The sequence below is a fragment of the Promicromonospora sp. NPDC057488 genome (assembly GCF_042802395.1).
Taxonomy (GTDB): domain Bacteria; phylum Actinomycetota; class Actinomycetes; order Actinomycetales; family Cellulomonadaceae; genus Promicromonospora.
The window spans coordinates 42,278-58,507 of the sequence record NZ_JBHVEG010000021.1 but is presented as its reverse complement, the minus strand read 5'-3'; the positions used below and the strand labels follow the sequence as shown (position 1 = coordinate 58,507).

Genomic DNA, 16,230 nt, shown 5'->3' with positions numbered 1-16,230 from the left:
TTGCGGCCCCGCAAAGCGAAGAAACTTAGGCCTCAAAAGAGAAGGGCGGACGGCGTCCAGCAGGCTCCCGGCGATCCGTCGCCGGTCGCGGCCGTGGTTACGATCGGCGGATGCCTCAGCTGATCGTCGCCGTGCTCGTCGCCCTCACGCTCTCGGCCTGCGGCGCGACGGCGGACCCGGGGCCCGGCCCGGACACGGCGTCGGCCACGGCCGGCTCCGGTTCCGACGCCGGTGCCGGGGCGGACGCCGCGGTGACCCTCCCGCCGACGTCCGGCACGTTCGACTACCAGCTCGGCACGGCCTACGAGGTCGACGGCGGCCTCGATGTCGTCGTGCGGGACGCCACCGCGGAGCCCGCGGACGGCGCCTACGGCGTCTGCTACGTCAACGGGTTCCAGACCCAGCCTGACCAGGCGGACCTCTGGCTCGGCGACAACGAGGACCTGCTGCTGCACGACGCCGCGGGCGAGCTCGTCGTGGACCCCGACTGGCCCGACGAGTACGTCCTGGACCCGTCGACCGAGGAGCGGCGCGACCGCATCGTCGACCTGCTCGGCCCCGTGATCACCGGGTGCGCCGACGCCGGGTTCTCCGCCGTCGAGATCGACAACCTGGACACGTGGACGCGGTTCACGGACGCCGGCACCGGGCTGATCGAGAAGGACGCCGCACTGGCGCTGGCGAGCGCGTACATCGACCTCGCGCACGGGGCGGGCCTCGCCATCGGGCAGAAGAACGCCGCCGAGGCGACGACGGACGGGCACGAGCTCGGGTTCGACTTCGCCGTCACCGAGGAGTGCGGTGCCTACGCCGAGTGCGGCGAGTACACCGGCGTCTACGGGGAGCACGTGCTGCAGATCGAGTACACCGACAACCTCCCGGGCGGGTTCGACGCCGTCTGCGCCGACCCCGACCGCGCGCCGCTGACCATCCTGCGCGACCGCGACCTCGTGGGCCCCGACGACGAGGCGTACGCGTACGAGCAGTGCTGACGCCGTCCGGGTCCGGACCTGCCCCGACGGTGCTTATCCTCGACGCATGACTTCCCCCTTCGTGCCGCCGTCGGACACCCGGGACACGGGCGCGACCGGCCGCAAGGGCCTGCTCACCGAGCACATCGCCCGCCAACTGGAGCAGCAGATCCGCGCGGGGGAGTGGCCTGTCGGCTCCAAGCTGCCGTCCGAGCGCGAGCTCGCGGTGCAGTTCGGGGCGAGCCGCAACGTGATCCGCGAGGTGCTGCGCCGGCTGGAGGCCACGGACCTCATCGAGGTCGCGCCGGGCCGCGGCTCGTTCGTCGCCGAGCAGTCCTCCGCGCAGGCACGCGGCTACGACGCGCTCTACCGCACCGAACGACCGACCGTCCGGCAGCTCATCGAGGCGCGGATCCCGCTCGAGGTCGAGATCGCCGGCCTGGCGACCGAACGCGCCACGGACGAGCAGGTCGCCGCGATAGTCCAGGCGCTCGTCCGCGTCGAGTCGGCCGGTGACGTCGTCGACAAGGCGCGCGAGGACCTCCGGTTCCACGACACGATCGCCGCCGCCTGCGGCAACCCGGTGCTGCGCACCATGCTGGCGTCGATCGGCGGCATGATGTTCGAGATGATGCTGCGCTCCAACTCCGACCCGCGGATCGGCGAGCCCGGCGTGCCGCACCACCCCGAGATCGTCGAGGCCATCCAGGCCCGCGACGTCGCGCTCGCACGGGAGCGCATGCGCGAGCACCTCGCGCTCGGCCTGCGCACCTACGGCTCGGACCTCGACGTGGGCCTGGACCTGATGGCGTCGCGCCACATCGAGACCCTGCTGGGGCGGTAGCCCGGCCGTCGGGCCGGGCGCACCCAGCACCTTTGGAACCACCCCGCGCACCGTGCTAGCGTCCAACTGGTCCTACCAGTTGGACCACTCGCGAATCTCGCTGGTGCACACATGGAGGTGTGACGGAATCCCATGACTCAAGCCATCAGGCCCAGGCGCGCCCTTGAGCTGAGCCGGCGGTCGTTCGGCGTGCTCGCCGCGGCGTCCGTGCTGGCCGCCTGCTCGCGCGGCCCGCAGGTGGCGAGCCCGAACGCCCCGCTGCGCGTGCTCGCGATCAACCACGTCTGGACACAGGCGATCAACCGCTATCTCCCGGAGTTCGAGGAGCGCATCGGCCGCAGGGTGACCATGCGGATGCTCACCGCCGACCAGCTCACCTCCAGCTTCAACGTCAAGCTCAACGCGTCGGCCACCGACATCGACGTCATGACGATCCGGCCGCTGCAGGACCAGATGATGTTCGCCCGCAACGGCTGGATCGCGGACCTCACCGACCGGGTCGAGGACGACGCCGACTACCGCTGGACCGACTTCCAGGACGCCCCGCGCGAGCGGTCGATCACCGCGGGCGCCGCCGTCAGCGTCCCCGTCGTGACCGAGCGACCCGCGCTGTACTACCGCAAGGACCTGCTCGAGGACTTCGGCGGGGCGCCGAAGACCCTCGACGACATGCTCGACATCGCCCTGGAGCTCCAGCGGCGCGACGAGGGGTTCTACGGGTTCGTCGGCCGCGGCCAGCGCAGCGGCGCCGTGACCCAGTGGTCCAGCTTCCTCTACTCGTTCGGCGGCGACTTCACGGTCGACGGCCGGTCGGGCATCGGCAGCCCCGAGGCGGTCGCGGCGTACCGGTACTACGGCCGCCTCCTGCACGACGCCGGCCCGCCCGGCGCCACCAACATGAGCCTCGAGCAGGCCATGCCGATCTTCGCGCAGGGCAAGGCGGCGATGTACGTCGACGCCGACGCGATCTACAGCAACTTCCTCGACGACTCGATCTCCACGGTGACCGACACCGTGGGCTTCGCGCCCTTCCCCGCAGGTCAGGCGGGTTCCGTGCCGCACAACATCCCGTCGTGGAGCCTGGCGGTCAACGAGTTCTCGCTGCTGCGTGACGACTCCTGGGAGTTCGTGCGCTGGGCCTCCAGCCCCGAGATGGTGGCCAGGCTGCAGTCCGAGGGCATCCCGGGCGCGCGCCAGTCGGTCTGGGACGACCCGGCGACCCTCGCGTCGTTCCCGGCCGACCTCGCCGAGGCGATGCGCGTCAACGCCGCCAACGGCGTGGGGCACGACCGTCCCGAGGTGATGCAGGTGGGCCGCGCCCGCGACATCGTCGGCCGCCCCCTGGTCTCCGGGATCGTCGGCGAGGACGTGGCCTCCGTGGCCGCGGACGCCGACGCCGAGTTCAACGACTTCCTCGTCCGCGACAACCGTCAGCGGGAGTTCTGATGACGACGACCACCACCACCCGCGCCGCCGCCGGCTCCGGCAAGAGCACGCGCCGCACGCCGCCGTCGGGCAAGCCGTTCGTGACGTTCGAGCAGGCCAACCGCCGCCTCAAGTGGGCCCTGCTCGCGCCGGCCCTCGGCTTCGTGGGCCTGATGATCGCGTTCCCGCTGGTGTTCACGATCAACCTCAGCCTCACCGACGCGTTCGGCGCCGTGAACGCGGGCAACTCCTACGTGGGCCTGCAGAACTTCGCCGACGCCCTCACGGACACGCGCCGGTTCTGGCCCGCCGTCGGCCGCACGGTCACGTTCACGCTCGGCGCCGTCGTGCTGGAGACCGTGCTCGGGCTGGCCCTGGCGATGCTCATGCGCAAGGCGTTCCGCGGCATGGAGATCGTCCGCACCATCCTGATGGTCCCGCTGCTGGCGACCCCGGTCGCCATCGGCATCCTGTGGATGCTGATCCTCGACCCGACCAACGGCATCGCCAACCACCTGCTCGGGTTCGTCGGCATCCCGCCCCAGGAGTTCCTGGGCTCGGTGTCGCAGTCGCTGCCCACCCTCATGCTCATCGACGTGTGGCAGTGGACCCCGATGATGACCGTGCTGCTGCTGGCCGGCCTCACCACGCTGCCCGAGGAGCCGGAGGAGGCCGCCCGCGTGGACGGCGCCAACGCCTGGCAGCGGTTCGTGCACATCATCCTGCCGATGCTCCGCACCACGATCCTCACGGCGCTGGTGCTCCGCGGGGTCGACGCCCTGAAGACGTTCGACCTGATCTACGCGACCAAGGGTCCCGGCGGCGGCTCGGACTTCGAGGCCGAGACGCTGAACGTCTACGCCTACGGCCTCACCTTCGACTACCAGGAGTACGGTCTCGCCTCCGCGGTGCTCGTCCTGTTCACGCTGTTCATCGTCGCGATCGTGGTCGTGCTGCGGCGCCGCACCGAGAGGAGCGCCTCGTGAGCGCCACCACCACCTTCCGCGTCCTGCGCGGCGTGCTGATCACCGTCGTGTGCGCGGTGATCGCGCTGCCGATCATCTGGATGATCGCCGCCGCCTTCAAGACCAACGTGCAGGTCACCGACCCGACGGTCGGCCTCGTCTTCTCGCCTACCTGGGACAACTTCCGCAACGTCCTGGCCGACGGCGCCCTCGTGCACTCGTTCGGCAACTCGATGCTGATCGGCGTCGTCTCGACGGCGCTGAGCGTGGTCATCGCCGTGCCGGCCGCCTGGGCGGTGGGCCGGTTCCGCATGCGCCGCACCGGCTCCACGGTCCTCGTGGCCCGCATCATCCCGGCCATCTCGCTGCTGGTGCCCTGGTACTACATGTTCGCGCAGCTCGGCCTGGTGGGCAGCCACCTGGTGCTGATCCTGAGCCACATGTTCGTCTCCGTGCCGCTGATCCTGTGGATCATGATCGGCTTCTTCGAGGGTCTGCCGGTCGAGCTGGAGGACGCCGCCCGGACCGACGGCCTGTCCGCCTTCGGCGCGTTCCTGCGGATCGCGCTGCCGCTCGCGGCGCCGGGCACGGCGTCGGCCGCGGTGCTGGCGTTCATCTTCAGCTGGAACAACTTCATCTTCGCGCTGATCCTCGCCGACGAGCGGACGATGACGATGCCCGTGCTGCTGTTCAACTTCATGTCCTACGCCAGCACCGACTGGGGCGGGCTCATGGCGGCCGCGACCCTGATGACCGTTCCGCTGCTGCTGGCCGCGATCTTCGGGCAGCGTTTCCTCGTGGCCGGCCTCACCGCCGGCGCCACCAAGGGCTGACGCCCGCACCCCTGCTTCCTCACCACCGACAGAAGGTTTCCGCATGAAGATCGTCGACGCGAAGGTCGTCGTCACCTCGCCCGGCCGTAACTTCGTCACGCTCCAGATCACCACGGACGACGGGGTGACCGGCCTGGGCGACGCCACCCTGAACGGCCGCGAGCTGGCCGTCGTCAGCTACCTGCGCGACCACGTCGCGCCGCTGCTGATCGGCCGCGACCCGCACCGCATCGAGGACACCTGGCAGTACCTCTACCGGGGCGCCTACTGGCGCCGCGGCCCGGTGACGATGGCGGCGATCGCCGCCGTCGACGTCGCCCTGTGGGACATCAAGGCGAAGGTCGCGGGCCTGCCGCTGTACCAGCTCCTGGGCGGCGCGAGCCGCGACCGGATCCGCGCCTACGGGCACGCGAACGGCTCCAGCCTGCCCGAGATCTTCGACTCCGTGCGGGCGCTGCAGGAGCGCGGCTACCAGAGCATCCGCATCCAGAGCGGCGTGCCGGGCCTGAAGTCCGTCTACGGCGTGCACACCACGACGTCGGACGACGGCTCGGCGCCCGACGTGCTCGCCCGGCCGGTCGTCGAGGACTGGGACACCGCCGCCTACCTGCGGTACATCCCGAGGGTCTTCGAGGCCGTGCGCAACGAGTTCGGCCCGGACCTGCCGCTGCTGCACGACGCGCACCACCGGCTGTCCCCGATCGAGGCCGCCCGCCTCGGCAAGGACCTGGAGCCCTACGACCTGTTCTGGCTCGAGGACTGCACGCCCGCCGAGGACCAGGAGGCGCTGCGCCTGGTGCGGCAGCACACGACCACCCCGCTGGCGATCGGCGAGGTGTTCAACACCGTGTTCGATTACCAGACCCTCATCGACGACCGGCTGATCGACTACGTGCGCTCCGCCGTCACGCACTTCGGCGGCGTCAGCCCCATGAAGAAGCTGTTCGACTACGCGGGCCAGCGCGGGATCAAGAGCGCGATCCACGGCCCCGAGGACATCTCGCCGGTCGGCATGGCCGCCGCGATCCACCTCGACCTGGCGATCCACAACTTCGGCATCCAGGAGTACTCCGGGCACACGGACCTCACCAACGAGGTCTTCCGGCACGCGTACACGTTCGAGGACGGCCACCTGCACCCGGGTGAGGCCCCCGGCATCGGTGTCGAGCTGGACGAGGAGCTGGCGGCCGCGCACCCGTACGAGCCCGGCTACCTGCCGGTCAACCGGCTCCAGGACGGGTCCGTGCACGACTGGTGACGCGGGTCACCCCGGCCTCACCCCATCCGGGACCGGTTCGGCACCGAACCTCCTGAGCAGGACCGAGCCGGTGCTGCGCAGGACCGTGCGTGCGGAGCTCCGGAGGGTGGTGAGGACCGGGTGACCATCGTGCTGAACCAGCCATTCGTGCCGACTGCCATGTCGCCGACCAGACGAAGGGTGTTCGTGGGGCAGACTGAGAAGGTGGCTTCACCACCAGTCCGGACCTCGTCGCACGATGCCGTCGACGCGCTCCTCGTCGCGTGCGCAGACGGCGACCCCGCGTCCTTCGCGCCCGTCTACGACGCGCTGGGGCCGGTAGCCTACGGCGCGTCGCTCGGCATCCTGCGTGACCCCGATCATGCGGCCGAGGTGACCCAGGAGGTGATGGTGGAGGTGTGGCAGACGGCCTCGCGGTTCGACGCCGCGCGCGGCTCCGCCCGCACCTGGGTGGCGACGCTCGCGCGCCGGCGCGCGGTCGACCGTGTCCGCTCCGAGCAGGCGCACCGCGACCGGGACCAGCGCGACACCGACCTGCGGACCAACGAGTCCGCGCGGGACGTGGTGGTCGAGGACGTCGAGCGGCGCCTGGAGGGCTCGGCCGTGCGCCGCTGCATCGAGGGGCTCACCCCGACCCAGCGTGAGGCGGTGGTGGTCGCGTACTACGGCGGCCTCACGTATCGCGAGGTCGCCGAGCAGCTCGACAAGGCCCTGCCCACCGTCAAGAGCCGGATCCGCGACGGCCTCAACCGGCTCCGCGACTGCCTGGGGGTGCGTCATGGCTGATCGGACGACGAGCCCGGGCGGCGTGCCCGACGACGTGTGGGACCTGCTGCCCGGCTACGCCATGGACGCGCTCGACGACGCCGAGCGCGAGGCGGTCGAGCGGCTCCTGTCGTCCGACGCCGACGCGCGCCGGGCGCTGGACGAGTACCGCGACGTGCTGGCGGCGTTCGTGGTCGAGGCCGCGCCGCCCGCCGCGCTGCGGTCGAGCGTGCTCGCCCAGGTGCAGGGCACGCCACAGCTCCACGACCGGACGGCGGGCACGCCCGTCCCGGCCCCCGCGCCGGCTTCCGAGCCCGGCTCGGGTCCGGCGACGTCGGCCCCGGCGACACCGGCCCCCGCGAGCGGTCCGCCCTCGGGCGCCGACGTCGTGGACCTCGCCGACCGTCGCCGCCGTCGTCGGCGCTGGGGTGTGGCCGTCGCCGCGGTCGCCGCGGCGGCCGCCATCGCGGTGCCGTCGACGATCGCGGTCCAGGTGACCGCCGAGCGCGACCAGCTGCGCGAGCAGGCCCAGGCGGTCTCCGAGATGCTGGCCGACCCGGACAGCTCGGTGCTGCGGGCCTCCGTCGAGGGTGGTGGCGAGGCGTCCGTGCTGGTCTCCGGCGACGACATGTTCTTCCACGCCGAGGGGCTCCCGGCTCTCGACCAGGGCAAGGCGTACCAGCTCTGGGTGGTGGAGGGCGACGGCAGCGTCTCCTCGGCGGGCCTGCTCGCCCTGCGGGGTGACCAGACGAGCGCGCTCGTCCAGGGGGAGCACGGCGTGGGCATGGCGGTGTCGGTCGAGCCGGCGTCGGGTTCCGAGGAGCCCACGACCGCGCCGATCGTCGTGCTGGGCGCCTGACCCGGTCCGCCCGTACCGAACCGGTCCGCACCCGCGGACACGAGAGAAGCCCCGTCCGGACGGACGGGGCTTCTCTCGGTCACTGCTGGTGGATCACATCGGCGGCATGAGCACCGAGTCGATCAGGTAGACGGTCGCGTTCTGCGTCATCACGCCACCGCAGATCACGTTCGCGTCGTTCACCTTGAGCTCGTCGCCGCTGCCGGTGACCTCAAGGGTGTCGCCCTCGACCGTGGTCTGCTCGCCGACCACCTGGTCGGGCGTGAGCTGGCCGGGCACCACGTGGTACGTGAGGATCGAGGTCAGCAGGTCGCCGTCCGTGGACAGGGTGTCCATGGTCTTCGAGTCGATCGCCTTGAAGGCGTCGTCCACCGGGGCGAACACGGTGAACTCGTCACCGTTCAGCGTGTCGACGAGGTTCACGTCGGGGTTGACCTCACCGCTGACGGCCGACACCAGCGTGGTCAGCAGCGGGTTGTTGGAGGCTGCCACGGCCACCGGGTCGGTGGACATGCCCGTGACCGAGCCGGGGCCGTCCGGCACCTGCTCGGCGTAGTCGGCACAGCCCGGGCCCACGAGGTTCGCGGCCGGGTCGGCCATGGCGTCGTCCTCGGCGGGCGACTCCTCGGTCATCGAGTCGGTCGCCTCCTCGGACGCGGAAGTGTCGGATCCGGTGTCGTCGCCCGACGAGTCCATGCTGCAGGCCGAGAGGCCGAGCATGGCCAGCGTGGCGATACCGGCGACGGCATAGGACGTGCGGGTTCGAGCGTTCATCGGTCTCTCCTCGGTGTGGCGTCACCCCGCGTCTCACGGGGCGTCTTGTCCCTGGTTCGGAGCCGTCGCCGCCCCGGATGGGGGTGGATGTGATCCAGTTCTCCCGGCCGCCGGAAACCGGGGCGAGCCCGGCCGGGCACCCATCCGGATCGACCGGGGCACCGAACCCGCCACATGGGAACCCTCATCGTCATCGGCCTGCTCGGCGGCCTGATCACCGGAATCTCGCCGTGCATCCTCCCGATGCTCCCGGCGATCTTCTTCGCCGGCGGTGTGCAGGGGGCGCGCGACCGCGGCACCGCCGGCTCCCGGCCGGCGTCCGACGGACCGGGTGGGGGCGGGGTCGCCACCGCGACGCCGGACGTCGCCGTCCGCAGGCGCCCCTCGCTGCGGCCCTACATCGTGATCGCCGGGCTGGTGCTGAGCTTCAGCTTCTTCACGCTGCTGGGCTCCCTGATCCTGTCCGCCCTGGGACTGCCGCAGGACCTGCTGCGCTGGGCGGGGATCACCCTGCTCGTGCTGCTGGGAATCGGCATGATCGTGCCCCGGTTCGAGATGATCCTGGAGCGGCCCTTCCAGCGGATCGCCGCGTTCGGGGCCAAGCGCGGGGCGGCCCGGCAGGACCGGGGCGCCTTCGTTCTCGGCCTCGGCCTGGGCGTGCTGTACGTGCCGTGCGCCGGGCCGGTGCTCGCGGCCATCACCGTCGCCGGCGCGACGGGCAACATCGGCGTCGAAACAGTCGCGTTGACCGTGTCGTTCGCCGTCGGAGCCGCGCTGCCGCTGCTCCTGTTCGCCCTGGCCGGACGCCAGATCGCGGAGCGCGTGCAGGCCTTCCAACGGCACACCAAGGCGATCCGCACCGGGGGCGGCATCGTCGTCATCCTGCTGGCGGTCGCGCTGGCGTTCAACGTGCCGGCGGCGATCCAGCGCCTGCTCCCGGACTACACCGGCGCGCTCCAGCAGCGCATCGACTCCTCGGAGACGGTGCGCGAGGCGCTCGACCTCGGCGGTCTCGTGACCGACGAGAACCGCGAGCTGTCCAACTGCTCGAACGGCGCCCCGGTGCTGGAGGACTGCGGCACCGCGCCGGAGATCCGCGGCATCGAGAAGTGGCTGAACACGCCGGACGGCAAGGCGCTCCAGCTCGAGGCGATGCGCGGCGAGGTGGTGCTCATCGACTTCTGGACGTACTCCTGCATCAACTGCCAGCGCTCGATCCCGCACATCAGCGCCTGGTACGACCGGTACGCCGACGTCGGCAAGGGCTTCGAGGTGATCGGCGTGCACACGCCGGAGTTCGCGTTCGAGCGCGAGACGCGCAACGTGATCGAGGGCGCGAAGGACCTCGGCGTGACCTACCCGATCGCCCAGGACAACTCGTACGCGACCTGGACGGCGTACCGGAACCGCTACTGGCCCGCGCAGTACCTGATCGACGCCGACGGCACCGTGCGGCACATCCGGCTCGGCGAGGGCGGGTACCAGGACACCGAGAACCTGATCCGCGAGCTGCTCGCCGACGCCAACCCCGGCGTCGACCTGCCCGGTGCCACGACCGTCAAGGACGCGACCCCGCTCGACGAGGTCACGCCCGAGACCTACTTCTCCATCAAGCGCGTCATCAACTACGCCGGCGAGCCGCAGTACGCGGCGGGCCGCAATGAGTTCACGCTCGCGGACGACCAGCGGCAGGACACGTTCTCGCTCGGCGGCACGTGGAACGTCGACTTCGAGGGCGCGGAGGCCGTGTCCGACGACGCCCGCGTGCGCCTCGCCTACCGGTCGACCGACGTCTTCGTGGTGCTCGGCGGGGAGGGGACCGTCGAGGCGACGGTCACCGCCGACGGCCGGGAGGAGACACGGAGCATCGACGTCTCGGGGAACCCGCGGCTCTACCCGGTCCTGGAGGGCGACGAGCCGACCGAGGGCCTCATCGACCTTCAGGTCCCGGCCGGCGTGCAGGTGTTCACGATGACGTTCGGCTGACCGAGCCGTCGTGCCTGACTTGCCGGACCGGGAGAGCGCAGGGGGCTCGCCCGGTCCGGTGCTCTCACGCCGGGAGGACCAGGCGCACCGTCTGGAGCACGTGCACGCACAGCTCGCCGGACTCGTCGGTCACGCGGACCTCGACGAGCACCTGGCGGCCGCTCGCCCGGAGCGGCACGGCCGTGGCGGTGGCCTGGCCCGCGACGGGGCGCAGGAAGTGGGTGGTCGAGTCGACCGTCGCGGGCAGCGTGCCGGGCCCGCCGTTCGCGGCGGCGCAGACGGCGGCGGTGCCGTCCGCCAGCCCCATCAGTGCCCCGCCGTGCAGGCCACCGCCGACCGTCGACAGCGGCTGCGAGTACGGCAGGCGCGCGACGACGGCCTCCGGCGTGATCCGGTCGAGCTCGACGCCGAGCGTCCTGACGAACGGCGCAGCCGCGTAGACCTCGTCCGCGGTCAGTGTCATGGGGTGGTTCCTCTCGGTCGCAAGTTGTAGAGATCTCTATCTAGAGACCGGACTCTAACGAGGCGCTGGAGTACCGTCAACGCATGCCGCGCCCGACCCACGACACCTCGACGATCCTCGACGCCGCGGGCCGGATCCTCGGTGACGGCGGGCCTGCGCAGGTCACGATGGCGGCCGTCATCCGGGAGGCCGGCGTGCCGAGCGGATCCCTCTACTACCGGTTCCCCGACCGCCCCGCCCTGCTGGCCGCGCTGTGGAACCGCGCGATCGAGAGCTACCACCGCGATGCGTACCCGCTGTTCGAGGGGGACCCGGTCGAGGCCGCGGCGGCGCTCGCCGCCTACACCGTGCGGTGGTGCGAGGCGGAGCACGCGCACGCGCACGCGCTGCTCGCCGGCCGCGCGCGGTTCGAGCCCGACGCCTGGCCCGCGGTCGCCCGGGACACCGAGGCGGCCGAGGGTGCGCGCTGGAACGAGGCGATCCGCGGGCTGACCCGCCGGGTCCGGGCCGAGACGTCCGTGTCGACCACCGAACTGCTGCTGGTCGTGGTCGACCTGCCCTACGCCGCCGTGCGGCGCTACCTGAGCGGCGGCCGACCGATCCCCGCGGACCTCGCGGACGTGGTCGCCGGGATCGTGCGCACGTCGCTGCGCTGAGCCGCGCCGCTGGTTGAGCGTGTCGAAACCAGGTCTCGACAGGCTCGACCAGCGGGGTGCCGCCCTCAGTCGCCCGCGGGCGCGTCCAGCTCGAAGACCGCCGGGTCCGTCGCGACGCCGTTGACCTGCAACGTCACGGCGTGCGGGCCGGGGTAGTAGCGGCGTGTGGTGATCGGCCGGAACGAGTGCTCCCGGCTGAGCTCGACCTGCCCGCCGGGTGCCAGTGTCCGGGTGGTCAGCTTGAAGGTCTTGGTGGTCTGCGAGCCGTTGGCCTTCTGGTGGTGCACCACGTAGTCGATGGCCAGCCGCGCCTCGTCGGCGCCGACGTTGCGCACCGCGGCCGTGAAGCGGACCGTGCCGCCGAACGGCACGCGGGCGACGTCGAGCAGCGGCCCGTTGATCTCCAGGGTCGCCGGGCCGAACCCGAGCAGTGCCAGCGCGCCCGGGTCGCCGCGCTTGACCAGCGTGCGCAGGGCGTGCCGGACCAGGCCCGGCGTCGTCGGCGCGGGGTCGGCCAGCCAGCGCGCCGCCGTCGCGACCACCAGCTCCGGGTGGTCCCGGCTGAGGTCGTTCAGATGGTTGGCCACTGACCGGCGCACGTACTCGCTCTCGTCCCGGTACAGGGCGTCGAGCACCGGCACCGTCACCCCGGGGCGGGCCAGGATCTCCGGCACCCGGACGGACCAGGGCAGGTACGGGCGGGTGCCCTCGCTGGCCAGGCGGCGCACGTCGACGTCGTCCGACGCGGCCCAGGCCGTCGCCGTCGCGAGCGCGCGGTCCAGGTCCTGCCGCAGCAGAGTGCGGACGGCGAACTCCGCGGTGAGGCGGCCGGTCAGCTCGGCCAGCAGGGCCATCGCGTCGTCGAAGGCCGCGTCCGTGCCCTGCTCGACGGCGCGGGCCGCGACGGCGCTCGTGACCGGCCAGATGAGCCAGCCCCCGAACGGCTCCGCGCCGTCGCGCGCGGCACGCACCACCCGGGCGAGGCCCGCGTAGTCGCCGGGCAGGTCGGCGAGCAGGGCGTCGCGCAGCAGGTCCGCCCGCTCGCGCAGCGACAGGTCGCCGAGCCGGCCCGCGGCCGCGGGCAGCGCACGCAGGACGGCGTCCGGCGCCGCCGCACCGATCGCGCGGGCCAGGGTCTGCGCGGTGCGGTCACTGATGAGCTCGTCGGCGAACGGCATGTGGTTCCTTCTCTTCCCAGCAGATGTCAGAGGCTCAGGTCACCATGGTGACCTGAGCCTCTGACACTCCCGCGGGTGCGTCTCAGGCTCCGCCTTCTGTCGACTGAGCCTGCGGTTCCGCTCCGGGCAGGTGCCTCGTGCCTCGGCCCCTACCCTCCGCTGCACCTTCGGCTCAGGCATTGCCTGTCGGTCGACTGAGCCTGCGGTTCCGCTCCGGGCGCGTGCCTCGTGCCTCGGCCCGCACCCTGCGCTGCACCTCCGGCTCAGTCGACGGTCGCGTCGACCGTGACCTCGATGTTGCCGCGGGTCGCGTTCGAGTACGGGCAGACCGCGTGGGCGGCCTCGACCAGCTCGTCCGCGGTGGCCTGGTCCACGCCCGACAGCTCGACGTGCAGTGCCGCGCTCAGGTTGAACGCGCCGCCGTCGGCCGGGTGGATGCTGACCTCGGCGACCACAGCGGAGTCGCTCATCGCGACCTTCCGCGCGGAGGCGACGGCCTTGAGCGCGCTGTGGAAGCACGAGGCCCAGCCCGCCGCGAAGAGCTGCTCGGGGTTGGTGGCGCCGCCCGGGCCGCCCATGTCGGCGGGGATCGCCAGCTTGAGGTCCAGGATGCCGTCGTCGCTCACCGTGCGGCCTCCGGCGCGGCCGTCACCGGTGGACGTCGCGACCGCGGTGTAGATGCTGTCAGCCATGGATGCGCTCCTTCTTGAGGCCGGTGCTCGACCGGTCGATGTAGACGAACTAGTACGTCTACATTAGCCGCACGGAACGCACAGGCACAAGCCGGGCAACGCGAGAGCCCGTCGTCACGGTGCGTGACGACGGGCTCCGGCGAACCTGGGCGGGTGCCGCTACCTGCGTGAACCGGCCGGCCGGCCGGCGTCAACGACGGCGAAGATCGCGCGGTCCAGGGCGCTGCCGACGCGGGCGGGGTCGTCGAGGTAGCCGGACAGCATGGCGCCGTCACGCAGCATCATCAGCTCGTCGGACGCCTGCTCGGGGTCGGTCACGCCGAGCTGCTCCGCCATCTCGGCGAAGGTCTGCCGGTACCAGGCGCGGTGCTCGGCGACCACCGCGCGGACCGGGCTGCCGGGCTCGGCGTACTCGGCGGCCGCGTTGATGAACGAGCAGCCGCGGAAGCCCGGCTTGCAGGCCTCGGTGCCGACGCTCGCCGCGAACCGGTGCAGCGCCTCGGCGTCGCCGGCGGACGCGCGCAGGCCGTCGAGCGCCCCGCGCTCCCAGGCCGCCTGCCGCTCCAGGTAGGCCACCACGAGGGTGTCCTTGGTGCGGAAGTGCCGGTAGAACGTCACCTTGGTGATGCCGGCGCGGTCGATGATCTTGTCGGCGCTCATCGCGCGGATCCCGTGCGCGTAGAACAGCTCGGTGGCCGCGTCGAGGATGCGGTCCCGGGTGGAAGGGGCCGTCGTGGTGCCCATGCGCGCACCTGCCTCCGTACTCGTTCGAGGATCTGAAAGAGATGATTCTACTCGTGGTGTACTGACGGGTTCGTCTACCGGCCAGGGGTTTCCACTTCGCCGCCCGGTGGGGGAGAATGGCATCCGTGGTTATCCGGAACGCCCGATTCGTCCCGCACCACCGATCTGCCTCCGCCGCGGCACTGCTAGCGGCCGCCGCCCTCGTCCTCACCGGCTGCACGGTGCCGACGGCCGAGGGCGACGACGGCAAGACCGGGGAGAAGTTCCAGGTCAGGGAGCCCTCCGGGCCCGCCCTGGTGCTCGACTCGACCGACCCCGCCGAGCTCGCGCTCACCGCGAGCCAGGCCTTCTTCCACGCCAGCCCGGTCGCCGTGATCGCCTCGGCCGACGACGCCGGCGCCCGCGCGACCGCCGCGGCCACCGGCGTCGCCGTCACCGCGCCGGTGCTGCTCACCGACGGCGGCGTCTCGGACACCAACGTCGTGGCCGAGCTCGAGCGGCTCGGTGCGGGCACCGTCGTGGTCATCGGCGACGAGCAGGCCGCGGCCGCCGTCGGCCCCGCCGCGGGGGAGTCCGAGGTGGTCCGTTTCGACCCGGGCGCGCTGAACGCGGCCGCCGAGGCCGCGGCCTCCGCCGGGAAGGGTGCCGACGCCGACGCCGATGAGGACGCCGACGGCGAGGGCAAGGGCGGCGGCAAGCGGGCGACCAAGGTCGAGCTGCCGACCGCCGAGCGGCTGCCCGCGACCGAGCTGAACAACCTGCGTGCGGACATCCCCGACGTCACCGATCCCGAGCTGCTGCAGGAGACGATGGTCGTCGTCGACCCCGAGCCGGGGCAGGAGGCGGCCATCGGCACGGCCCTGGCCGCCGGCGCCATCCCGGTCGAGGTGCCGGGCGGCGACGTCGCGGCGGGCGCCGGGACAGTCGAGACCATCCGCGCGCTCAACCCGCTCGGCGTCGTCGGGATCGGCGAGAAGTTCGGCCGGGCCGAGGAGCTCGCCTGGCAGGTGTCGGTGGTGACGTCGGGCGTCACGCTGCCGGGAGGTGCGGTGCAGCTCTTCCCGGGGCGCTACGTGTCGACGTCGTACACGGTGCCGGCCGGCGTGGCCGACCCGGCCGCGGACGCCCTGCGCGCCACGGAGGCCGCCGCCACGAACGGTACGACGCTGGGCGGGTCGCCGCTGGTCCTCGTGACGGCGAGCGTGCGGTCCGGCGCGGCGGGCGAGGACGGCGACTACGTGGACGAGCAGCCGCTGGAGGTGCTCACCCCGGCGGTCGAGACCATCCGTAAGGCCGGGCAGGTCGTGCTGCTCGACGTCGCGCCGGGCGACCAGCCGCTGGCCGCGCAGATCGACGACCTCGAGCCGCTGCTGGCCAAGCCGGGCGTCGGCCTCTCGGTGCACCCGGAGTTCCGGCTCGCCGGGAACGGCGCGGCGGCCGGGACGGTCCCCGTGGCGGAGCTGCAGGAGGTCGTGGACCGGCTGGCGGCGCTGGCCACCGCCAAGGGTCTGCCGCAGATCATGCTGGAGGTGCACCAGTCGACGGCGGCGTCCGTGGTCGACCGGGCGAAGCTGCGGATCCCGTCGCAGGTCGCTGTGGTCTTCACCGCCGCGGGCCCCGCGGCGGGCCAGGCCACCGCCGACGGCGTCTGGGCCGACGTGGCCGGCGGCCTGCCCGCGCACGCGGTGCTCGGCTGGTCCGCGCCGAGCGAGGTGCCCGCCGACGCGACGAGCATCCTGCCCACCGAACCGCTCCTGGGCCTGGTCTCCGCCAGCTGAACCTGCCAAACTGCGGGCATCCATCGGAGCGAAGGGGCC

General features: G+C 72.2%; 16 protein-coding genes. 11 read left to right on the top strand and 5 right to left on the bottom strand.

Annotated elements, in window-relative coordinates; translation table 11 throughout:
- Positions 1 to 110 precede the first annotated feature (110 nt).
- The 8 genes from ACFU5G_RS06845 (at position 111) to ACFU5G_RS06810 (ending at position 7,920) form a co-directional block, all read left to right on the top strand.
- Positions 111 to 992 carry an endo alpha-1,4 polygalactosaminidase gene (locus ACFU5G_RS06845; RefSeq protein ID WP_377242085.1) on the top strand — a complete coding sequence of 294 codons (882 nt, stop codon included), beginning with the start codon at positions 111 to 113 and terminating at the stop codon, positions 990 to 992.
- A 46-nt stretch (positions 993 to 1,038) separates the two neighbouring features.
- Positions 1,039 to 1,815, top strand: a complete 777-nt coding sequence (locus ACFU5G_RS06840; RefSeq protein WP_377242083.1) for a FadR/GntR family transcriptional regulator — start codon at positions 1,039 to 1,041, stop codon at positions 1,813 to 1,815.
- Between the two features lie 132 nt (positions 1,816 to 1,947).
- The gene (locus tag ACFU5G_RS06835) at positions 1,948 to 3,261 is read left to right on the top strand and encodes an extracellular solute-binding protein (protein WP_377242081.1); all 1,314 of its coding nucleotides are present in this window, start codon (positions 1,948 to 1,950) and stop codon (positions 3,259 to 3,261) included.
- Entirely contained in the window at positions 3,261 to 4,226 is a 966-nt protein-coding gene (locus ACFU5G_RS06830; RefSeq protein WP_377242079.1) for a carbohydrate ABC transporter permease, read from the top strand. Before ACFU5G_RS06835 ends, ACFU5G_RS06830 begins: the two co-directional genes overlap by 1 nt.
- On the top strand, positions 4,223 to 5,038 hold the full coding sequence (locus ACFU5G_RS06825; protein WP_377242077.1) for a carbohydrate ABC transporter permease: 816 nt from the start codon (positions 4,223 to 4,225) through the stop codon (positions 5,036 to 5,038). Before ACFU5G_RS06830 ends, ACFU5G_RS06825 begins: the two co-directional genes overlap by 4 nt.
- A gap of 43 nt (positions 5,039 to 5,081) precedes the next feature.
- A complete protein-coding gene (manD, locus tag ACFU5G_RS06820) occupies positions 5,082 to 6,296 on the top strand; it encodes a D-mannonate dehydratase ManD (RefSeq protein ID WP_377242075.1) in 1,215 nt (404 codons plus the stop codon).
- Positions 6,297 to 6,500: 204 nt separating this feature from the next.
- Entirely contained in the window at positions 6,501 to 7,082 is a 582-nt protein-coding gene (gene sigK, locus ACFU5G_RS06815) for an ECF RNA polymerase sigma factor SigK (RefSeq protein WP_026365993.1), read from the top strand.
- Positions 7,075 to 7,920: an anti-sigma factor domain-containing protein gene (locus ACFU5G_RS06810; protein WP_377242073.1), complete on the top strand. Its 846-nt coding sequence runs from the start codon at positions 7,075 to 7,077 to the stop codon at positions 7,918 to 7,920. The genes sigK and ACFU5G_RS06810 overlap by 8 nt, the downstream gene beginning before the upstream one ends.
- Positions 7,921 to 8,013: 93 nt before the next feature.
- On the opposite strand, the gene ACFU5G_RS06805 is transcribed toward ACFU5G_RS06810, so the two are convergent.
- The gene (locus tag ACFU5G_RS06805; RefSeq protein ID WP_377242071.1) at positions 8,014 to 8,694 is read right to left on the bottom strand and encodes a fasciclin domain-containing protein; all 681 of its coding nucleotides are present in this window, start codon (positions 8,692 to 8,694) and stop codon (positions 8,014 to 8,016) included.
- 174 nt (positions 8,695 to 8,868) lie between these two features.
- Between ACFU5G_RS06805 and ACFU5G_RS06800 the strand changes: the two genes are divergently transcribed.
- A complete protein-coding gene (locus ACFU5G_RS06800; protein WP_377242069.1) occupies positions 8,869 to 10,680 on the top strand; it encodes a cytochrome c biogenesis protein CcdA in 1,812 nt (603 codons plus the stop codon).
- Between the two features lie 64 nt (positions 10,681 to 10,744).
- Here the strand turns inward: ACFU5G_RS06800 and ACFU5G_RS06795 are convergent, their stop codons facing one another.
- The gene (locus tag ACFU5G_RS06795) at positions 10,745 to 11,143 is read right to left on the bottom strand and encodes a PaaI family thioesterase (RefSeq protein ID WP_377242067.1); all 399 of its coding nucleotides are present in this window, start codon (positions 11,141 to 11,143) and stop codon (positions 10,745 to 10,747) included.
- 83 nt (positions 11,144 to 11,226) lie between these two features.
- On the opposite strand from ACFU5G_RS06795, the gene ACFU5G_RS06790 reads away from it, so the two are divergent.
- Positions 11,227 to 11,799, top strand: coding sequence for a TetR/AcrR family transcriptional regulator (locus ACFU5G_RS06790; protein ID WP_377242065.1), 573 nt, complete (start codon positions 11,227 to 11,229; stop codon positions 11,797 to 11,799).
- Positions 11,800 to 11,864: 65 nt separating this feature from the next.
- Here ACFU5G_RS06790 and ACFU5G_RS06785 read toward each other — a convergent pair whose 3' ends face one another.
- From ACFU5G_RS06785 to ACFU5G_RS06775, 3 genes are all read right to left on the bottom strand, one after another.
- Positions 11,865 to 12,977, bottom strand: coding sequence for a DNA alkylation repair protein (locus tag ACFU5G_RS06785; protein ID WP_377242062.1), 1,113 nt, complete (start codon positions 12,975 to 12,977; stop codon positions 11,865 to 11,867).
- A 263-nt stretch (positions 12,978 to 13,240) separates the two neighbouring features.
- Positions 13,241 to 13,669 carry an organic hydroperoxide resistance protein gene (locus ACFU5G_RS06780; protein ID WP_377242060.1) on the bottom strand — a complete coding sequence of 143 codons (429 nt, stop codon included), beginning with the start codon at positions 13,667 to 13,669 and terminating at the stop codon, positions 13,241 to 13,243.
- A gap of 159 nt (positions 13,670 to 13,828) precedes the next feature.
- Positions 13,829 to 14,413, bottom strand: coding sequence for a TetR/AcrR family transcriptional regulator (locus ACFU5G_RS06775; protein WP_377242058.1), 585 nt, complete (start codon positions 14,411 to 14,413; stop codon positions 13,829 to 13,831).
- A gap of 125 nt (positions 14,414 to 14,538) precedes the next feature.
- Between ACFU5G_RS06775 and ACFU5G_RS06770 the strand changes: the two genes are divergently transcribed.
- On the top strand, positions 14,539 to 16,191 hold the full coding sequence (locus ACFU5G_RS06770) for a hypothetical protein (RefSeq protein ID WP_377242056.1): 1,653 nt from the start codon (positions 14,539 to 14,541) through the stop codon (positions 16,189 to 16,191).
- Positions 16,192 to 16,230: the final 39 nt, after the last annotated feature.